The sequence below is a fragment of the Variovorax sp. RKNM96 genome, from assembly GCF_017161115.1.
GTDB lineage: Bacteria > Pseudomonadota > Gammaproteobacteria > Burkholderiales > Burkholderiaceae_C > Variovorax.
On record NZ_CP046508.1, the window covers coordinates 1,655,196 to 1,672,793 of the forward strand.

At 68.5% G+C, this 17,598-nt stretch carries 14 protein-coding genes; 6 read left to right on the top strand and 8 right to left on the bottom strand.

Going from position 1 to position 17,598, the window contains the following annotated elements; all coding sequences use genetic code 11:
- The first annotated feature begins 129 nt into the window (after positions 1-129).
- Positions 130-1,272, top strand: coding sequence for an OpgC domain-containing protein (gene opgC / locus GNX71_RS07530; RefSeq protein ID WP_206177749.1), 1,143 nt, complete (start codon positions 130-132; stop codon positions 1,270-1,272).
- Between the two features lie 7 nt (positions 1,273-1,279).
- Here the strand turns inward: opgC and GNX71_RS07535 are convergent, their stop codons facing one another.
- The 3 genes from GNX71_RS07535 to GNX71_RS07545 are packed head-to-tail and all read right to left on the bottom strand — an operon-like array spanning position 1,280 to position 3,432.
- A complete protein-coding gene (locus tag GNX71_RS07535) occupies positions 1,280-2,044 on the bottom strand; it encodes an SGNH/GDSL hydrolase family protein (RefSeq protein WP_206177750.1) in 765 nt (254 codons plus the stop codon).
- 28 nt (positions 2,045-2,072) lie between these two features.
- Positions 2,073-2,831 (bottom strand): anti-sigma factor, encoded by a 759-nt coding sequence (locus GNX71_RS07540; protein WP_206177751.1) that lies wholly within the window; start codon positions 2,829-2,831, stop codon positions 2,073-2,075.
- Positions 2,832-2,856: 25 nt separating this feature from the next.
- Complete coding sequence (locus GNX71_RS07545; RefSeq protein ID WP_241027193.1) at positions 2,857-3,432, bottom strand: sigma-70 family RNA polymerase sigma factor; 576 nt, start codon at positions 3,430-3,432, stop codon at positions 2,857-2,859.
- Between the two features lie 168 nt (positions 3,433-3,600).
- Here GNX71_RS07545 and GNX71_RS07550 point away from each other — a divergent pair, with 168 nt between their 5' ends.
- Together GNX71_RS07550 and GNX71_RS07555 are read left to right on the top strand one after the other, a co-directional pair.
- Positions 3,601-4,140 carry a hypothetical protein gene (locus tag GNX71_RS07550; protein WP_206177753.1) on the top strand — a complete coding sequence of 180 codons (540 nt, stop codon included), beginning with the start codon at positions 3,601-3,603 and terminating at the stop codon, positions 4,138-4,140.
- An 8-nt stretch (positions 4,141-4,148) separates the two neighbouring features.
- Positions 4,149-5,462 carry a hypothetical protein gene (locus GNX71_RS07555; RefSeq protein ID WP_206177754.1) on the top strand — a complete coding sequence of 438 codons (1,314 nt, stop codon included), beginning with the start codon at positions 4,149-4,151 and terminating at the stop codon, positions 5,460-5,462.
- Here the strand turns inward: GNX71_RS07555 and GNX71_RS07560 are convergent, their stop codons facing one another.
- The 5 genes from GNX71_RS07560 to argH form a co-directional block, all read right to left on the bottom strand.
- Positions 5,463-6,911, bottom strand: a complete 1,449-nt coding sequence (locus tag GNX71_RS07560; RefSeq protein WP_206177755.1) for an efflux transporter outer membrane subunit — start codon at positions 6,909-6,911, stop codon at positions 5,463-5,465.
- Complete coding sequence (locus GNX71_RS07565; protein WP_206177756.1) at positions 6,911-10,090, bottom strand: efflux RND transporter permease subunit; 3,180 nt, start codon at positions 10,088-10,090, stop codon at positions 6,911-6,913. The genes GNX71_RS07560 and GNX71_RS07565 overlap by 1 nt, the downstream gene beginning before the upstream one ends.
- 9 nt (positions 10,091-10,099) lie before the next feature.
- Entirely contained in the window at positions 10,100-11,326 is a 1,227-nt protein-coding gene (locus GNX71_RS07570; protein ID WP_206177757.1) for an efflux RND transporter periplasmic adaptor subunit, read from the bottom strand.
- A 174-nt stretch (positions 11,327-11,500) separates the two neighbouring features.
- A complete protein-coding gene (locus GNX71_RS07575; protein WP_206177758.1) occupies positions 11,501-12,979 on the bottom strand; it encodes a rhomboid family intramembrane serine protease in 1,479 nt (492 codons plus the stop codon).
- Positions 12,980-13,016: 37 nt separating this feature from the next.
- Positions 13,017-14,414, bottom strand: coding sequence for an argininosuccinate lyase (gene argH, locus GNX71_RS07580; protein ID WP_206177759.1), 1,398 nt, complete (start codon positions 14,412-14,414; stop codon positions 13,017-13,019).
- Positions 14,415-14,436: 22 nt separating this feature from the next.
- On the opposite strand from argH, the gene GNX71_RS07585 reads away from it, so the two are divergent.
- The 3 genes from GNX71_RS07585 to GNX71_RS07595 are packed head-to-tail and all read left to right on the top strand — an operon-like array spanning position 14,437 to position 17,563.
- A complete protein-coding gene (locus GNX71_RS07585; protein ID WP_206179374.1) occupies positions 14,437-15,549 on the top strand; it encodes a histidine kinase in 1,113 nt (370 codons plus the stop codon).
- Positions 15,546-16,292, top strand: a complete 747-nt coding sequence (locus tag GNX71_RS07590) for a LytTR family DNA-binding domain-containing protein (protein ID WP_206177760.1) — start codon at positions 15,546-15,548, stop codon at positions 16,290-16,292. Before GNX71_RS07585 ends, GNX71_RS07590 begins: the two co-directional genes overlap by 4 nt.
- A complete protein-coding gene (locus GNX71_RS07595) occupies positions 16,289-17,563 on the top strand; it encodes an AI-2E family transporter (RefSeq protein WP_206177761.1) in 1,275 nt (424 codons plus the stop codon). Before GNX71_RS07590 ends, GNX71_RS07595 begins: the two co-directional genes overlap by 4 nt.
- Positions 17,564-17,598: the final 35 nt, after the last annotated feature.

The following is a 17,598-nucleotide window of genomic DNA, read 5'->3' on the forward strand; positions in this document are numbered from 1 at the left end:
GTCAGTGCCAACGGTCATATGTCGTTGGTGCCTGTGCCCCGGTCAGGCGCGGTTTACACCAGCCTTCTTACAATCCACCCCGTCGTGCGTGCGCCGCGCAGACCGCCACCAAGACCTCGCCGCCGACCGATGAAACGCTACTGGGAAATAGACGCCTTGCGCGGGCTGATGCTCGTGCTGATGACCGTCACCCACCTTCCCACGCGGCTGACCGATCCGCTGGGCCAGCCTTTCGGGTTCGTCTCGGCGGCCGAAGGCTTCGTCCTGCTGTCGGCCTTCGTGGCGGGGCTGGTCTACAGCCGCATCGGCTATGTGCGCGGGGTGGAATCGATGCGCGTCGCGTTCTGGCGGCGCGTGGTCAAGGTCTACCTGTGCCAGGCGGCGATCCTTTTGTTCCTGTTCACCGTGATCGCGGCGCTCGGGCTGCACATCGACCAGCCGGCGGTGAAGAACCTGGTGTCGTACTACCTGGCGGAGCCGCGCGACGGTTTCTTCTTCGGCCTGCTGCTCATCTACGAGCCGGCGCTGCTCGACATCCTGCCGATGTACATCTTCTTCATGCTCATGAGCCCCTGGGTGCTGGCCTTCGCCATGCGCCACGGCTGGGGGCTGGTGATGGTGGCGAGCGTGGCCGTGTGGGCGGCGGCGCAGTTCGGCATCAGCGAATGGGTCTACGGACTGGCCGTGCACTACCTGCACGTGCCGGTGCCGTTCCACGAGATGGGCGCCTTCAACACCTATGCCTGGCAGTTCCTGTGGTTCGCGGGCCTGTGCATCGGCGCCACCCGCAACGGGCCCGAGGCGCGGCCGCTGCGCTTTCCGTGGTGGCTGCTGGTGCTGGCCGCGGGCATTGCGCTCTACGGGGTCTACTGGCGCCACACCGGCATCAACGGGCAGGCGCCGTTCGGCGGCGACGTGGAGCTGAACCTGCTGTTCGACAAGTGGCAGCTCGGCCCGCTGCGTCTCGTGAACCTCGTCGCGCTGGGCATCCTGGCGGTGCGCTTCGGACCCTGGCTGATGCGCCGGATTCCGCGGCTGCACTGGCTCGAGGCGATGGGTTCGGCGTCGCTCCCGGTGTTCTGCGCGCACCTGGTGGCGGTGCTGCTGGTGCTGGCCTTCTACGGCGACAGCCAGACCGCGCGGCCGTGGTGGGGCGACGGGCTCCTGCTGCTGGCGGTGTTCGCGGGGATGTACTTCGTGGCGCGGTTCACGCGCGGGGCCGATGTGCCGCCGCCGGCGGACGATGTGCCGACTGCGCCGGCGAAGGCCTGAGAGCGGTTCAGGGCAGGCTGGCGGGCGCAGGGGGCGGGTTCGCGCCCGGCAGGTGCGTAGCAATCACCGATTGCCACAGTCGGTAGCCTTCATCCGTCATATGCAGCCTGTCCCCGCGGAACAGCTCCATCCGCGGCCGGCCGTCGGCGCCAAGCATCGGCGTGTAGATGTCGATGAACTCGCTGTTGGGCAGCAGGTTGAGGTAGGCCGAGATCACATGGTTGGTCTCGCGAATCTGCGGCATCAGCTGTTCCCGCGAGGGGCTGGGCTTGACCGAGATGAAGCTGATGCGCGCGTCCGGCAGTTCGGCGCGCACCGCGTTGGCAAAGCGCGCGAAGCTGTCGAGCACCTGCAGCGGCGTGCGGCCCTCGGCCAGGTCGTTGTCGCCGGCGTACACCATCACCTGCCGGGGCTTGTAGCGCACCACCAGCTCGCGGGCGAACAGGCTGCAGTCGGCCAGCGTCGAGCCGCCGAAGCCGCGGTTGACGACGCCGCCGGGCACGCGGGCAAAGTCCTGCGAAAGGCGCGTCCACATGCGCACGGTGGAACTGCCCACGAACACCACGCCGCCCGGGGGCGGGAGGCGCTCCTGGTCGGCGCGCGCGAAGGCCGCGAGCTCGTTGTGCCAGCGCGCCTTGGCGGCCAGGTATTCGGAGGAGGCGTCCGCGGCGGTGGCGCCGTCCGCCTCGTAGGGGAAGGCGGCCGAGGCGGTCTGGGCGTGGGAGGTGAGCGCTGCCGCGAGCAGCGCGACCGCGGCCAGCGCGGATTTCATCGAAGGCATCGGGAAGACAGAAGACAAATCAGATGGTTTTTTCGATCAGGGCGCCCTTGAACACGATGGGTCCCTTCGGGCCGCTGCCAGGCGGCACGCCGCCCTTGGCTTCCAAGGTAACGGCCAGGGTAGGCACCTGGTGCACATCGGATTCTGACGCAGCCAGCCGCAGGGCCGGCGCGTTGTCGAGCACGCCGAGCGAACGCGGCGCGCCGCCGGGCGGCAGGGCCCACAGTTGCAGCGACTTGTCGGTGCCTTCGCTGTAAGTGCCCACGCGCTGCAGCACCAGCTGTTTTTTCTTCGGGTCGAAGGTCACCAGCAGCGAGGCGGCGGCCTGGTCGTCGGACAGCACGGCCACGTACTGCACGGCCGGCGCATTGACCAGCTGGTCGCGCAGGTTCAGCCCGACCACCACGGCCAGCACGGTGGCCAGCGCGCCGGCGGCCGTGGCGCCGCGCCAGAGCGCCAGGCTGCTGAGCCATCCGCCTTGCGGCTTGGCGGCGTCCCGGGCCTTGGCATCGTCGCGCTGCCGCTCGATGGCGTGCTGCGCCTTCTCGGCATCGATGATGTTGCGGATGCGGGTCCAGACGGCGGCGTCGGGAACGATCGGGCTCTGCAGCTCGGTCATGCTCGCGAGCCGGCTCTGCCAGACCAGCGCTGCGGCGCGCACCGGCGCCTGTTCGCGCGCCAGGGCTTCGAAACGGCGGCGGGCGCCGCCGCGCAGGGTGCCGAGCGCATGGCTCGCGGCCAGCAGTTCGAGCAGTTCGGGGTGGGCGGTGAGGTTCATGAGGGAGCTGCTTTCTTCACCGTCTTCACGCAAAACGACCCATGCAGACGCGCAGTTTCTCGAGGCCGCGCCGGATCCAGGTCTTGACCGTGCCCAGCGGCAGCTTGAGCTGCTCGGCCAGCTCGCCGTGGCTCATCTCGCGCAGGTAGGCCAGGCTCACCACCTCGCGCTGCTTGCTTTCGAGCTGACTCAGGCACTGGTGCAGTGCCCAGGCCTGCTCGCTCGCATCCGCCGTGTCGGCGGGGTTGGGTGCATCGGATTCGAGGGTGTCGGCCATCAGCTCGTCGAACTCCTGCGTGAGCTGGGCGCGATCGGCGGTGCGGCGGCGCAAGAGGTCGAGCGCACGGCTGCGCACGATCAGGCCCAGCCAGGCCAGCGGCGGACTCAGCGTGGCGCGGTAGTCGCCGGCCACGCGCCAGACCGTCAAAAAAGCTTCCTGCAGCACATCCTCGGCCCATTCGCGCTGCCGGACCACGCGCATCGCCAGTCCCATGAGCTTGGGCGCGGTGCGGTCGTAGAGCTGGCGCAGGGCGGCTTCGTCGCGATGGCCGACGCGATCGATCAGCGCCATCAGTTCGGCGTCGGGGCTGGGTGCTGTCATCGGCGGATTGTCGGGCATCGGTGGGCATGGACAAGGTACGGCCCCGCAGGGCTGCCGGATTCAAACAACAGGCCTCCAGAACCGCAGTCAACCCCGGTTTTGGAAACATTCGTTAACGTATACTGCGCCGCAAAATCGGAGCGGGGCCGCGCATGCGCGGGAGGCGGAATGAAGCAAATTGCGATCGTCATCGTGCTCTGCGTGGGCGCGTGGTACTTCTTTATCGGCGGCCGCAAGCTCGACGAGCCGATGGTGCGCGACTACTACCAACAGGGAGCGCGCGCTGCTGCGGCCAACGACGCCGACAAGCTGTGCAAGCAGCTCAGCCGGAAGGCGGTCATGGAACTCAGTACGACCGCGATGGGCCGCACTGAAAAGGAGTCGCTCAACCGCGACGAGGCCTGCGCCGCCATCCGCAAGACCATGGAAATGCTGCGTCGCATCGACGACCATGTGGGCGCCGTCCTGACCATCGAGTACGACTACCACATCGACACCATCGAGATAGCCTCCGACCGCAGGAGCGCTGTCGTCAAGGGCACCAGCGTGATGAAGATTGGCGACGCCGCATTGCAGTTGAAGACCAACTTCAATCAGCGCCTGGAAAGCGAGCTTGGTCAGATGCGCCTGGTGCATGCCGAGGACAGCATGGTGGTGCGACTGGGCGGTCGCGGCGCCATGAGCCAGAGCGACTTCTTCCGCAAATAGGGGCCGCCATGAACGTCCAGGATTCGATGCCGCGCCCCCCGCCGTTCTGGCACCGCCTCAACAGCTTCTTCGCCTTTCCGCTCCAGCTGCGGCCGCTGGCCTACGGCCTCGTGCTGTCGTTCTGCAGCCTGCTCTTCGAGGCGGTGTTCTTCCTGCCCGATGCGCTGGCGTTCATCGTCATCGAGATCGGCATCATGCTGGCCGCCAGCCGCTACGGCTTCAAGATCACCGCGCTCGGTGCGCGCGGCATCTGGCAGTCGGCCGACTTCGGGCGCGAGTCGAGCGACGAGTGGACCTACCTGCCGTGGAAGCTCTTCGCCATCTCGCTGGTGCAGGGCGCCCTGATCGCCTGGCTCGCGTGGTACGAGCCGGTGCTGGGCACCGTCGCGCTGTTCGTCATGTCGTTCAGCTTCCCGGCCGCGGTGCTGGTGCTGGTGCAGTCGGGCAGCTTCTTCCAGGCGATGAACCCCGGGCATGTGTGGGACGCCATCCGCACCGTCGGCTGGCCCTATGCGCTGCTGTGCCTGTTCCTGTTCATGCTGAGCACGGGTGCGCAGATCGCCATTTCGATGGTGGCGCCGATGTTCGACGGCCGCATCATCCTGCCGATCGTCAACTTCGCGTTCATCTACTTCGGCTGGGTCATGGCGAGCCTGCTGGGCTACGTGATGTACCAGCACCACGACGCCTTCGGCATCGACGTGGTGCCTGGCGGCGGCGTGGGCGATGGCATGCCGGTGGACCGCCGCACGCCTGCGCAGATCGCCGCGCAACGCATCGATGCCGAGGTGGCGCAGTTCATCACCGAGGGCGACCTGCCCGCGGCGCTGGGCACCGCCTACGAGGCGCAGCGCACCGCAGCGATCGACGACCTGGCCGCGCAGCGCCGCTATTACCGGGTGCTGTCGATGATGCCGGACAAGCAGAGCACGTTGCTCGACCAGGCCAAGCGCTTCATTCCGCTCCTGATGCGGCGCGACCTGTCGTCCGAAGCGCTCAAGGTCTTCAAGGCCTGCCGCGAAAAGGACAAGACTTTCGCGCTCGACGACGCGGCCATGGTCATCGCCATGGCACGGGCCGAATGGCGCAACGGCGATGCGCACGCCACGCTGGCACTTCTGTCGGGGTTCGACCGGCGCTTCCGTGGGCACGAGGCGATCCCGCAAGCCTATGAACTCGCAGCGCGTGCGTTGGTGCAGGGCCTGGGGCGTGCCGACATGGCGCAGCCCATCCTCACCACGATGGAGTCGCGCTACCCCAACAGTGAGCAGACGCAGGAAGTGCGCTGGCTGCTGCGGCCCGCCCCGGAGGCGGCCACCTAGTCAGCCGTTTCCGTCCGCGCCTTCGCTCCAGCCGCCGCCCAGCGTCCTGTAGATCGTCAGGCGGTTGGTCTGCTCGGTGAGCTGCAGGCCGATCAGCGTCTGCTGCGCCGCGTAGTGGGCGCGCTGCGCATCCAGCACGTCGAGGAAGCTGCTCGCGCCGCTCCTGAAGAGCGACTGCGACAGCTCGAAGCTGCGCGAGGTCGCGCCCAGCAGCGAGCGCTGCGCATCGAGCCGCTCGGCCAGCGTGCGGCGCTCGGCCAGCGCATCGGCCACTTCGCGGAAGGCCGTCTGCACCGTCTTCTCGTAGGTCGCGAGCTGGATCTTCTGCTGCGCCTCGGCCACCTTCAGGTTCGAGCGGTTCGCACCGCCGTCGAAGATCGGCACGCTGATCGAAGGCGCGAAGCTCCACGCCTTGCTGCCGCTGGTGAACAGGCCCGAGAGCGTGCTGCTCGCCGTGCCCGCCGAGGCCGTGAGCGCGATCCGCGGAAAGAAGGCCGCGCGCGCCGCGCCGATGTCGGCGTTGCTCGCGCGCAGGGCGTGCTCGGCGGCGCGCACATCGGGGCGCTGCTGCAGCACGTTCGAGGAGAGGCCGGCCGGTGGCACGAGCAGTTGGGCCGCTTCGGTCATCGCGGTGGTCGGCAGCAGTTCGGCCGGCGGCGTGGTGCCGACCAGCAGGGCGAGCGCGTTGCGGTCCTGCTCCACCAGGCTGTCGAACGCGGCGGCATCGGCCCGCGCGGCTTCGACGGTGCTTTGCGACTGCGCGAGCGCCAGGCCCGACTGCGAACCCAACGCATGGCTGCGCTGGATCAGGTCATAGGACTTGCGCTGGCTCTCGAGCGTGCTGCGCGCGAGCGCCAGGCGCTGCTCGTCCGCGGCCAGCTGCAGCCAGGCCGTGGCCACGGAAGCCACCAGGCTGATCTGCGTGCTGCGCCGGGTTTCCTCGGTCTGGAAGTAGCTCTGCAGCGCAGATTCGCCGAGGTTGCGCACACGCCCGAACAGGTCGAGTTCGTAGGCCGTCATGCCGAGGTCGGCGCTGTACTGCGAGGAGATGCGCGCCTCGCCACTGGTCGACAGGCTGCCCGGCGTGCGCGAGCGGCTGCCGCCTGCGCCGGCGTCGACGGTCGGGAACAGGCCCGCGCGTGCGATGCCGTACTGGGCGCGTGCGCGCTCGATGTTGAGCGCGGCCACGCGCAGGTCGCGGTTGTTGGTGAGCGCAAGTTCGATCACGCCCTGCAGTTGCTTGTCGACGAAGAAATCGCGCCAGCTGACGTCGAGCGGCGCGGCCGCATTGGCACCGCTCGCGCCGCCGGAGGGCAGCGCCTGCGGCACCGGCAAGGCGGGCGTTTCATACGCGGGCGCGAGGTTGACGCAGCCCGAGAGCACGGCCGAAGCCATGGCGGCACAGGCCAGCGTGCGCAGCGGAAAGCGGGGGAGGGATGTGCGTCGCATCAGTGGCCTCCCTGTTCTGCGGTGGGCGCCGGCAATGCATCCGTCGACTCGGCCTTGACGGGCTTTCGCCTGCCCTCCAGCCACCCGCGGATCAGCGCGAAGAACAGCGGCACGAAGAAGATGCCGAGCGCCGTACCCACCACCATGCCGCCGAGCACCGCGGTGCCGATCGACTGGCGGCCACCCGCGCCCGCACCGGTGCCGATGGCCAGCGGCAGCACGCCGAAGCCGAAGGCCAGCGAGGTCATGAGGATGGGCCGAAGCCGCAGGCGCACCGCTTCCAGCGTCGCCTCGATCACGCCCTTGCCCTGTTCCTGCAACTGCTTGGCGAACTCCACGATCAGGATCGCGTTCTTCGACGAGAGCCCCACCGTCGTCAACAAGCCGACCTGGAAGTACACGTCGTTGCTCAGGCCCCGGAAGCTGGTGAACAGCAGCGCGCCCACGATGCCCAGCGGCACCACCAGGATCACCGAGAACGGCACCGACCAGCTCTCGTAGAGCGCGGCCAGGCACAGGAACACGAACAGGATCGAGATCGCATAAAGCACAGGCGCCTGCGCGCCCGAGAGCCGTTCCTGGAACGACGCACCGGTCCATTCGTAGCCGATGCCGGGTGGCATCTGCTTCATCACCTCGTCCACCGCGGCCATGGCATCGCCCGAACTCACGCCTGGCGCGGCATCGCCCACGAATTCGTAGCTCGGGCTGCCGTTGTAGCGCTGCAATTGCGGCGAGCCGTAGGTCCAGCGCGAACTCGAGAACGCCGGGAACGACACCATCTGCCCCAGGCTGTTCCGCACGCTCCAGCGGTCGATGTCGGCCGGCAGCATCCGGAAGGCGGTGTCGCCCTGCATGTACACGCGCTTGACGCGGCCGTTGTCCAGGAAGTCGTTGATGTAGGTGCCGCCCATCGCGCTGGAGAGCGTGCTGTCGATGTCCGCCGTGGCCAGGCTTGCTGCGCCGGCGCGCGCATCGTCGATGTCCACCGCGAACTGCGGCGTGTCGTCCAGGTTGTTGCTGCGCACGTTCACGACCACGTCGGAGCGCTTGGACAAGAGCTCGATGACCTGGTCGCGGGCCTTCACCAGCGCGTCGTGGCCGAGGCCGTTGATGTCCTTCAGGTGGAAGTTGAAGCCCGCGTTGGCGCCCAGCCCGCGCACCGCCGGCGGCAGCAGCACGAACACGCGCGCATCGCGGATGGTCGAGAGGTCCTTGTTGGCGCGGCGGGCGAGTGCCGCGGCCGATTGCCCGTCGCCTTCGCGCTCGGCCCAGTCCTTGAGCTTGACGAAGGCGCGCGCCGAGCTCTGGTCGCCGTTCTGCCCGGTGATGACGTTCACGCTCACCACCTCGGGCTGCTTGGTGAAGTAGTCCTGCATCTGCGTGACCACCGGCTGCAGCCGCGCGTCCGAGGCGCCCGGGGGCAGCGTCACCTGCACCTGCAGGAAGGCCTGGTCCTCGTCGGGGAGGAAGGAGGTGGGCAGGCGCATGAACAGCACCGCCATCGCGGCCGCGATCAGCAGGTACACCACGATGCTGCGCTTGCCGCGCCGCACGATGCCACCCACCACGCCCTGGTAGCGGTCGGCGCCCTTGTCGAAGTTGCGGTTGAAGCCCGCGAAGAAGCGGTCGACCGCGCCCAGCACACCCTTGCGCGGCACCGCATGCTGGCCCTTGGCAACAGGCTTCAGAAGCGTCGCGCACAGCGCCGGCGTGAGCGTGAGCGCCACGAACACCGACAGCGCCATCGCCGAGACGATGGTGATCGAGAACTGCCGGTAGATCACGCCGGTCGAGCCGCCGAAGAAAGCCATGGGGATGAACACCGCCGACAGCACCAGCGCAATGCCCACCAGCGCGGGCGTGATCTCGGCCATCGACTTGCGCGTGGCCTCCTTGGGCGAGAGGCCCTCTTCATGCATCACGCGCTCGACGTTCTCGACCACCACGATGGCATCGTCCACCAGCAGGCCGATGGCCAGCACCATGCCGAACATGGTGAGCGTGTTGATCGAGTAGCCGGCAATGGAGAGCACGCCGAAGGTGCCCAGCAGCACCACCGGCACCGCGATCGCGGGGATCAGCGTGGCGCGGAAGTTCTGCAGGAAGATGTACATCACCAGCACGACCAGCAGCATGGCCTCGGCCAGCGCCTTGACCACCTCGTCGATGGACGCGCTCACGAAGGGCGTGGTGTCGTAGCTCACGAAGGTCTGCAGCTGGTTCGGAAAGAGCGGCTGCAGCTCGTCCACCTTGGCCTTCACCGCTTCAGCCACCTGCACCGCGTTGGCGCCGTCGGCCAGCACCACGCCCAGGCCCGCGCCGGGGCGGCCGCCCAGTTGCGAGCGCACCGTGAGGTTCTCGGCGCCCAGCTCCACGCGCGCCACGTCGCGCAGGCGCACCACGGCGCCGTCGGGCGTGGCGCGCAGCACCACGTTCTCGAATTGCTCCACCGTCTGCAGCTTGCTGCGCGCGGTGATGGTGGCGTTGAGCTGCTGTTGCGCACCGGCGGGCAGCGCCCCCAGCTGGCCGGCCGACACCTGCGCGTTCTGCGCGGTGATGGCGCTGCCCACGTCCGAGGGCATCAGCGCGTACTTGCGCAGCTTGTCGGGATCGAGCCACAGGCGCATCGCGTAGCCGGTGCCCAGCGTCTGCACCTCGCCCACGCCGTCGATGCGGCTGATCACGTCGACCAGATTGCTGCTGATGTAGTCGCCCACGTCCACCGCGGAGGCGCTGCCGTCGCCCGAGTACATCGAGACGATCAGCAAAAAGTCGTTGCCGCCCTTGGTGACGGTGACGCCGCGGCTCTGCACCTGCTGGGGCAGGCGCGACATGGCCTGCTGCAGCTTGTTCTGCACCTGCATCTGGGCCACGTCGATGTTGGTGCCCGCGTTGAAGGTGAGCGACAGGCGCGCCACGCCCGACGAGTTGCTGGTCGACTGCATGTAGAGCAGGTTGTCCAGCCCCTTCATCTGCTGCTCGATGACCTGGGTGACCGAGTCCTCGACCGTCTTGGCCGAGGCGCCGGTGTAGGTGGCGTTGATCGACACGCGCGGTGGCGCGATGTCGGGGTACTGCTCGAGCGGGAGCGTGCGAATGGCCATCAGCCCGGCGAGCATGATGACGATGGAGAGCACCCACGCGAAGATGGGGCGGTCGATGAAGAACTGGGCCATGGCGGGGCCTCAGCGCGCGACGGTGGCGGAGGCGGCGTCGGGCGTTGCGGCCGCCACGGGGCTTGTCACCGGCTTCGCGCCGAGGTCGACCACGCGCACCTTGTCGCCGACCTTCACGCGCTGCGAGCCTTCCATCATCACGCGGTCGCCCGCGGCCAGGCCGTCGATCACCTGCCAGTGCGTGCCGACCGCGCGGCCCACGCTGATCGGGCGCTTGGCCACCTTGTTCTCCGTGTCGATCACCAGCGCCGAGGCGCTGCCGTCCGGCGCGCGCGTCACGGCCTGCTGCGGCACCAGCAGCGCGGCCTGGTTCACGCCTTCCTGCAGCACCGCACGCACGTACATGCCGGGCATCAGCAGCCGGTCGGGGTTGGGCACCACCGCGCGCAGCGTGACGCTGCCGGTGCCCGCATCGACGGTGACGCCGCTGAAGGTGAGGCGCCCCGCATGCGGGTACTTGCTGCCGTCTTCGAGCAGCAGCTGGATGCTCGCCTCGGCGCCGCTCGCGCGCTGCAGCCGGCCGCTGGCGAGCTCGCGCTTCAGGCGCAGCAATTCGCTGCTCGATTGCGTGACATGCACATGGATCGGATCGAGCTGCTGCACGGTGGTCATCGCCGCCGCCTGGTTGGCGGTGACCAGCGCGCCCGGGGTCACGGTCGAGAGTTCGGCCCAGCCGGTGATCGGCGAGGTGATGCGGGTGTAGCCCAGCTGGATGCGCGTGGTCTGCTCGGCCGCGCGGGCCACGCCCAGGTCGGCTTCGGCCTGCTGCTCGGCGGCCTGCGACTCGTCGAACACCTGGCGGCTGATGGCGTCGATCTTCACCAGTTCCGCGTTGCGCTTCGCTACCGTGCGGGCGGTGGCCAGGGCCGATTCGGCCTTGCGCACGCTGGCCTGGGCGCTGGCGTGCGCCGCCTGCAGCGAGGCCGGGTCGAGCTGGTAGAGCACCTGTCCGGCCTTGACCTGCGAGCCTTCTGTAAAGAGCCGCTCCTTCAGGATGCCGCCCACCTGCGGGCGGATCTCGGCGATGACTGGCGCGGCGGTGCGGCCGGGGAGCTCGGTGCTCAGGGCCAGGGTTTCATGCTTCAGGGTGACCGCGCCGACTTCCTTTTCTGGTGCGGCTGCGGTCGCCTTGGCTGCGCCGGGCGTCTCCACGCTGGTGCGTGAACACCCTGCGAGCGCGGCAATGGCCAGGGCTGTAACGAGCAGGGCGAAGCGGGAGGAGGTGTGGTCAGGCATGGATCAGGCAACGGAAGTAGGAAAAAGCCCCGGATGGAGCGGGCGGGCAGCCCCAAGTTCAATGAGGCGCGGGCGCAAGGGCCGGCTTTACACGCCAGACGCAGCAATTGCAGTGCCACATGCTGCCAACGGCCGTCTACAGGGGCATGACAGCCCCCGGGCGCTGGTGTGGTTTCACGCGCGCTGCAGGGCGCGCGTGACCATGTCGTTGGGCGCGAGCCGCAGCAGGTGCGGCAGGAGACCGATCGCCTTCTCGCGCTCGCCCGCATGCAGCAGGCCGTTGGCGCACACCGAGAGCGTGTCGGCCAGCTGGGGATGGTCGGGCGCCGTCTTCAGCAGGATGCGGCACAGCATGTCGGCATCGCCGAATTCGCGGATGCGCGCGAACCGGCGCGCGAGCCGGGCCATGTCGTCGGGCTTCAGGCGCAGGCCCGGCTTGGCCTGGTCGAGGTAGGTGCGGTAGCTCGCGTGCTGCAGGGCGATCGTCTCGGGGTCGGTGGCGGGCAGGCGGAAGATGCGGCGCGCGGCCTGGTGGAAGTCTTCGCTCGCGGGCTGCAGGCGCGCGGTGTTGAACCAGGCGCGCAGCGTGTCGGTGTCGCCGGGGCGCAGGGCCGCGGCGGCGCGCCATTCGGCCGCGGCCTGGTCGAACTTCATCGCGGCCCCCAGCCGGCGGGCGGCGGCCACGTGCTGGTCGAAGCGGTCGTCGTCGTTCGCCATTTCCGACTTCACCGTCTCGGGTGTCTTCACGCGGCCCAGCAGCATGGCGCCGCCCATTAGCGCGGCGCCCGTGAGCAGGCCGCCCAGGTGGGCCATGTAGGCGACGCCCTCGTCGGCGAGCCAGTGCTGCATCAGCTCGTTGACGATCCAGGCCGGCAGCAGGAGCAGGGCCGGCGCGCTCACGTAGTTGAAATAGAAGAACAGCTGGTAGAAAAAGCGGATGCGCCGCAGCCGGTACATCACCGCGTACATGCCCATCAGCGCCGAGACCCCGCCCGAGGCGCCGAGCCCGTAGGAGCCTTTGCCCGCATAGGCCCAGGCGGCCAGCGCCGAGGCGCCCACGCAGCCCAGCAGGTAGAAGCTGAGGTAGGTGCTGCGGCCCAGTGCCAGCTCGACCGAGGCGCCGAACAGGAAGAGGAACAGCATGTTGCCCAGCAGGTGGCCGGTGCTGCCGTGCAGGAAGGCGGAGGTGATGAGGGTCCAGGGCTTGCTGAACCCGGCGTCCTTGCCGTAGTCCTGCGCCCAGCGCTCGGTGAAGGGGGCAGGCAGCATCGACTCGTACTGCTGGCGGTCGCGCTTCCACTCGGCGTACTGCGGGTGGGCGGGGGTGATGATTTCCTCGGCCTTCAGCTTCTTCTGGAAGGCCTTGTCGCGCTCCATGGCCTCGATCAACTGGTCGTAGACCTCGGCCTTCAACATGCGCTCGGCCAGCTTGCCGCGCTTCGCGTCCGTCTTCTTCAGCCACTCCACCAAGGGCGGCAGCTCCAGCTCGGGCAGCACGCTCTTCGCGTAGTAGTGGGCGGCGCGCTCGCGGCCGTTCTCCTCGCTGGTCTGCGGCCCCCACCAGACGATCATGTTCACCAGGATCAGCAGCACCGTCAGCCACGGTGGGTTGCGCCAGCTCGGTTTGTTCTCGAGCGGGATGGCGTAGAACACGGTGCGGAGGCCGGTTGCTGCTGCTGCGGTGCCGCGATCAGCCCAGGCGCTTGCGATGGCGCGCGACCTGCGCCTTCACCTGCGCAGGCGCGGTACCGCCGAGGATGTTGCGTGCGTTGAGCGAGCCGCGCAGGCTCAGCACGTCGTACACGTCCTTCTCGATGTTCGGGTTGAACTGCTGCAGCACGGCCAGCGGGAGCTCGGCCAGGTCGACCTTGTGCGACGTTGCCGCCTTCACGGCATGCGCCACGGTTTCGTGCGCATCGCGGAAGGGCAGCCCCTTCTTCACGAGGTAGTCGGCCAGGTCCGTGGCGGTGGCGTAGCCGCGCAGGGCTGCGGCTTCCATCGCCTCGGGCTTCACGGTGATGCCGCCGATCATCTCGGCAAAGATGCGCAGGGTGTCCTTGAGCGTGTCGACGGTGTCGAACAGCGGCTCCTTGTCTTCCTGGTTGTCCTTGTTGTAGGCGAGCGGCTGGCCCTTCATGAGCGTGATCAGCGCCATCAGGTGGCCGACCACGCGGCCGGTCTTGCCGCGGGCCAGCTCGGGCACGTCGGGGTTCTTCTTCTGCGGCATGATCGACGAGCCGGTCGTGAAGCGGTCGGCGATCTGGATGAAGCCGAAGTTCTGGCTCATCCAGAGGATGAGTTCTTCGCTCATGCGGCTGATGTGCACCATGCACAGGCTCGCCGCGGCGGTGAATTCGATCGCGAAGTCGCGGTCGCTCACGGCGTCCAGGCTGTTCTGGCAGACGCCATCCATGTTCAACGTCTTGGCGACCAGTTCGCGGTCTAGCGGATAGCTGGTGCCGGCGAGGGCGGCGGCGCCCAGCGGCAGGCGGTTGACGCGCCGGCGCACCTCGCCCATGCGCTCTGCATCGCGGCTGAACATTTCTACATACGCCAGCATGTGGTGGCCGAAGCTCACCGGCTGGGCCACCTGCAGGTGGGTGAAGCCGGGGAGGATCACCTCGACGTTCTTCTCGGCGATGTCCACCAGCGCCTTCTGCAGCTCGGTGAGCAGGTCGCCGATGAGGTCGATCTCGCCGCGCAGCCACAGGCGCACGTCGGTGGCCACCTGGTCGTTGCGGCTGCGGCCGGTGTGCAGGCGCTTGCCGGCGTCGCCCACGAGCTGCGTCAGGCGCGCCTCGATGTTCAGGTGCACATCTTCCAGGTCGAGCTTCCACTCGAAGGCACCCGATTCGATCTCGCTGCGGATCTGCGCCATCCCACGTTCGATTTCGGCGTGGTCCTGCTTCTGGATGATGCCCTGGGCGGCGAGCATGCCGGCATGGGCGAGGGAGCCTTCGATGTCGGCCTGCCAGAGGCGCTTGTCGAAGAAGACGCTGGAGGTGTAGCGCTTCACCAGGTCGCTCATCGGTTCGGAGAAAAGGGCCGACCAGGCTTCGGATTTCTTGTCGAGTTGGTTTTGGGTCATGGGAGCCGTCCAGGAGGCAATAATGGGTTGGTCACCCGATGTAACTGTGATGTCCGCGATGCGCAACCCGGCGATTTTATCGGCCACCTCTGGCTCCACGCCCCCGACGCCGTCGGAGAGGGCTCGTGCGCCCCTGCGCGGCGGGCCTTCGCTGTTCGATGCGTGCCAGATCGGGGTGGTGCTGCGCACCGTGGTGTTCGTCGAGGTGGTGGTGGCCATCGCCGCGCTCTTCGTGGTCTCGACGCCCGGCGAATGGCTGGTGCAGACGGCCACCGTCACGGGCGGCGCCTTGCCCGCGACCCTGCTGTGGCTGGTCACCGCCTGCGGGCTCAAGAAGCAGTTGCGGCGGTTGCCGCGCCAGTGGCAGTACGCGGCCGGCGCCCTGCTCGGCGCGCTCGCATCGCTCTATGGCTGCGGCCTGTTGCGCCTGACGGGCGTGCTGGCCAATGCGCCGTGGCTGGCCAGTGGCCTGGCCGGCGCGCTCTTCGCAGGCCTCGTCATGACCGCGATGGCCCTGCGCGCACGCGGCCAGACGCCCGCCGCCACCACGGCCCGGCTGGAGGAACTGCAGTCGCGCATCCGTCCCCACTTTCTCTTCAACACGCTCAACAGCGCCATCGCCCTCGTGCGCGAGGAGCCCGCCAAGGCCGAGACCATGCTCGAAGACCTGGCCGAGCTGTTCCGCCAGGCGCTGGCCGACCCCGGTGAATCGGGCACGCTGGCCGACGAGATCGCGCTGGCCGAGCGCTACCTGGCGATCGAGCAGGTGCGCTTCGGCGAGCGCCTCCGCATCCGATGGGACCTCGACGCTGCGGCCAGCAATGCGCGACTGCCGCCGCTGCTCCTGCAGCCGCTGGTCGAGAACGCCATCAAGCACGGCGTGGAGCCCAGCCCCGAGGGCGCCAAGCTGCGCATCCGCACCGAGCGGCGCGGCAGCATGGTGGTGATCGAGGTGGTCAACAGCCTGCCGCCGCTGCGCTGGGCCGACGAGCCGCTGCCGCGCGGCCACGGCATCGCGCTGGCGAATGTGCGCGATCGGCTGCGGCTGCTGCACGACATGCAGATGCAGTTCAGCGCAGGCATGGATCAGAAAAACTACCGGGTGCGCATCGCGATCCCCGCCGAATCATCATGACCCTCAAGACCCTGATCGTCGACGACGAAGCCCTGGCGCGTTCCCGCATGCGCACCCTGCTGCGCGACTGCACCACGCCCGCGGCCGAAGTGGTGGCCGAGGCCTCGCAGGGCGCGGAGGCGCAGCAGCACCTGGCCACGATGGACCTCGACCTGGTGCTGCTCGATGTGCACATGCCCGGCGTCGACGGCATCGAGGTGGCGCGCGCGCTGCGCAGCAACCCCGATGCACCGGCCGTGGTGTTCGTGACGGCGCACGCGACGCACGCGGTCACCGCCTTCGAACTCGATGCGGTCGACTACCTGACCAAGCCGGTGCGTGCCGAGCGGCTGCAGCAGGCGCTGCAGAAGGCCGAGCGCTTCCTGAAGGAGCGGCGCGCGCTGCAGGCCGAGGCGGTGCCCGAGACCGTGCTGATCCAGGACCGCGGCCGCGCCGAGCGGGTGCCGCTGTCCGAGGTGCTGTACCTGAAGTCCGAATACAAGTACCTCACCGTGCGCACCGCCACGCGCAGCCACATCCTCGACGGCTCGCTCAACGAGTTCGAGGAGCGCTATCCGAACCGCTTCCTGCGGGTGCATCGCAATGCGCTGGTGGCCCGCTCGGCCATCCGCGCGCTCGAGAAATACGACGACGGCGAAGACGCCGAAGGCTGGGCCCTCCGGCTCGATGCGATTCCCGAACCCGTCGCGGTGTCGCGGCGCCAACTCGCCGCCGTGCGCGAGGTGCTCAAGGAAACGCGATGACCGAGGAAAAGAACGCCCCGCCCGAGAAACCCCTGGCCGCCGAAGCCCCGGAGCCCGCGGCCGAGCCTCCGGCCGCCGACGCCCCCGAGTCGTCACCGTCGCCTGCGCCCGCAACAGCAGACGTGGACAACGCACCGTCCACCGACACGCCCGCCGCGGCGCGCAGGCGCCTGCTGCTGCACATGCCGGTCGACGTGCGCAGCGCCTCGCTGGTGGTGCTCGCCGTGCTCGCCAGCGTCTTCGCGCTGCAGTGGGGCCAGGCGGTGTTCATTCCGCTGATGCTGAGCCTGCTGCTGACCTACGCGCTGTCGCCGCTGGTCGAGATGCTGCATCGCTGGCACCTGCCGCGCTGGATCGGCGCCGCGCTGATCCTCGTGGGCCTGTTCGGCGGCATCGGCTGGACGGGCTATTCGCTGTCGGCCAATGCATCGCAACTGGTCGATTCCCTGCCGATCGCCGCGCAGAAGCTGGGGCAGGCCATGCGCCGCGACAAGGGCGCGAGCGCCACGCCGCTCGAGTCCGTGCAGCAGGCGGCCGCGCAACTGGAGAAGGCGGCCGAGGAGAACTCCGCGCGCGTCGCCTCGCGGCGCGGCGTGGCCCGCGTCATCATCGAGCGGCCCGGCTTCAACGTGCGCGACTACCTGCTCAGCGGCACCGTCGGCCTGTTGAGCGCGCTCGGGCAACTCACGCTGGTGGCCTTTCTCACCTACTTCGCGCTCTGCTCGGGCGACACCTTCCGCCGCAAGCTCATCAAGATCACCGGGTCGAGCCTGCAGAAGAAGAAGGTCACGGTGCATGTGCTGGACGACATCACCCGCAACATCGAGCGCTACCTGCTGGTGCAGATCCTGGTGAGCGTGGTGGTGGGCGTGACGACCGGGCTGGCGTTCTGGGTCATCGGGGTGGAGAACGCGGCCGTGTGGGGAATCATCGCGGCGGTGACCAACCTCATTCCCTACATCGGCTCGGTGATCGTGCTAGTGGCCGCGGGGCTGGTGGCTTTCCTGCAGTTCAACAGCCTGCAGATGGGCGTCCTGGTGGGCGGCATATCGCTGGCCATCCACACGGTCATCGGCAACCTGTTGATGCCCTGGCTCACCAGCCGCACCAGCCGCATGAACCCGGTGGCGGTGTTCGTGGGCGTGATCTTCTGGGGCTGGCTCTGGGGCATCTGGGGACTGCTGCTGGGCATTCCGATCACGATGGTGATCAAGTCCATCTGCGACCGGGTGGAAGACCTGCAGCCCATCGGCGAGCTGCTGGGGGAGTAAAACCCGGCGTTTAGAGCGCGCGTGATAGAAACGGA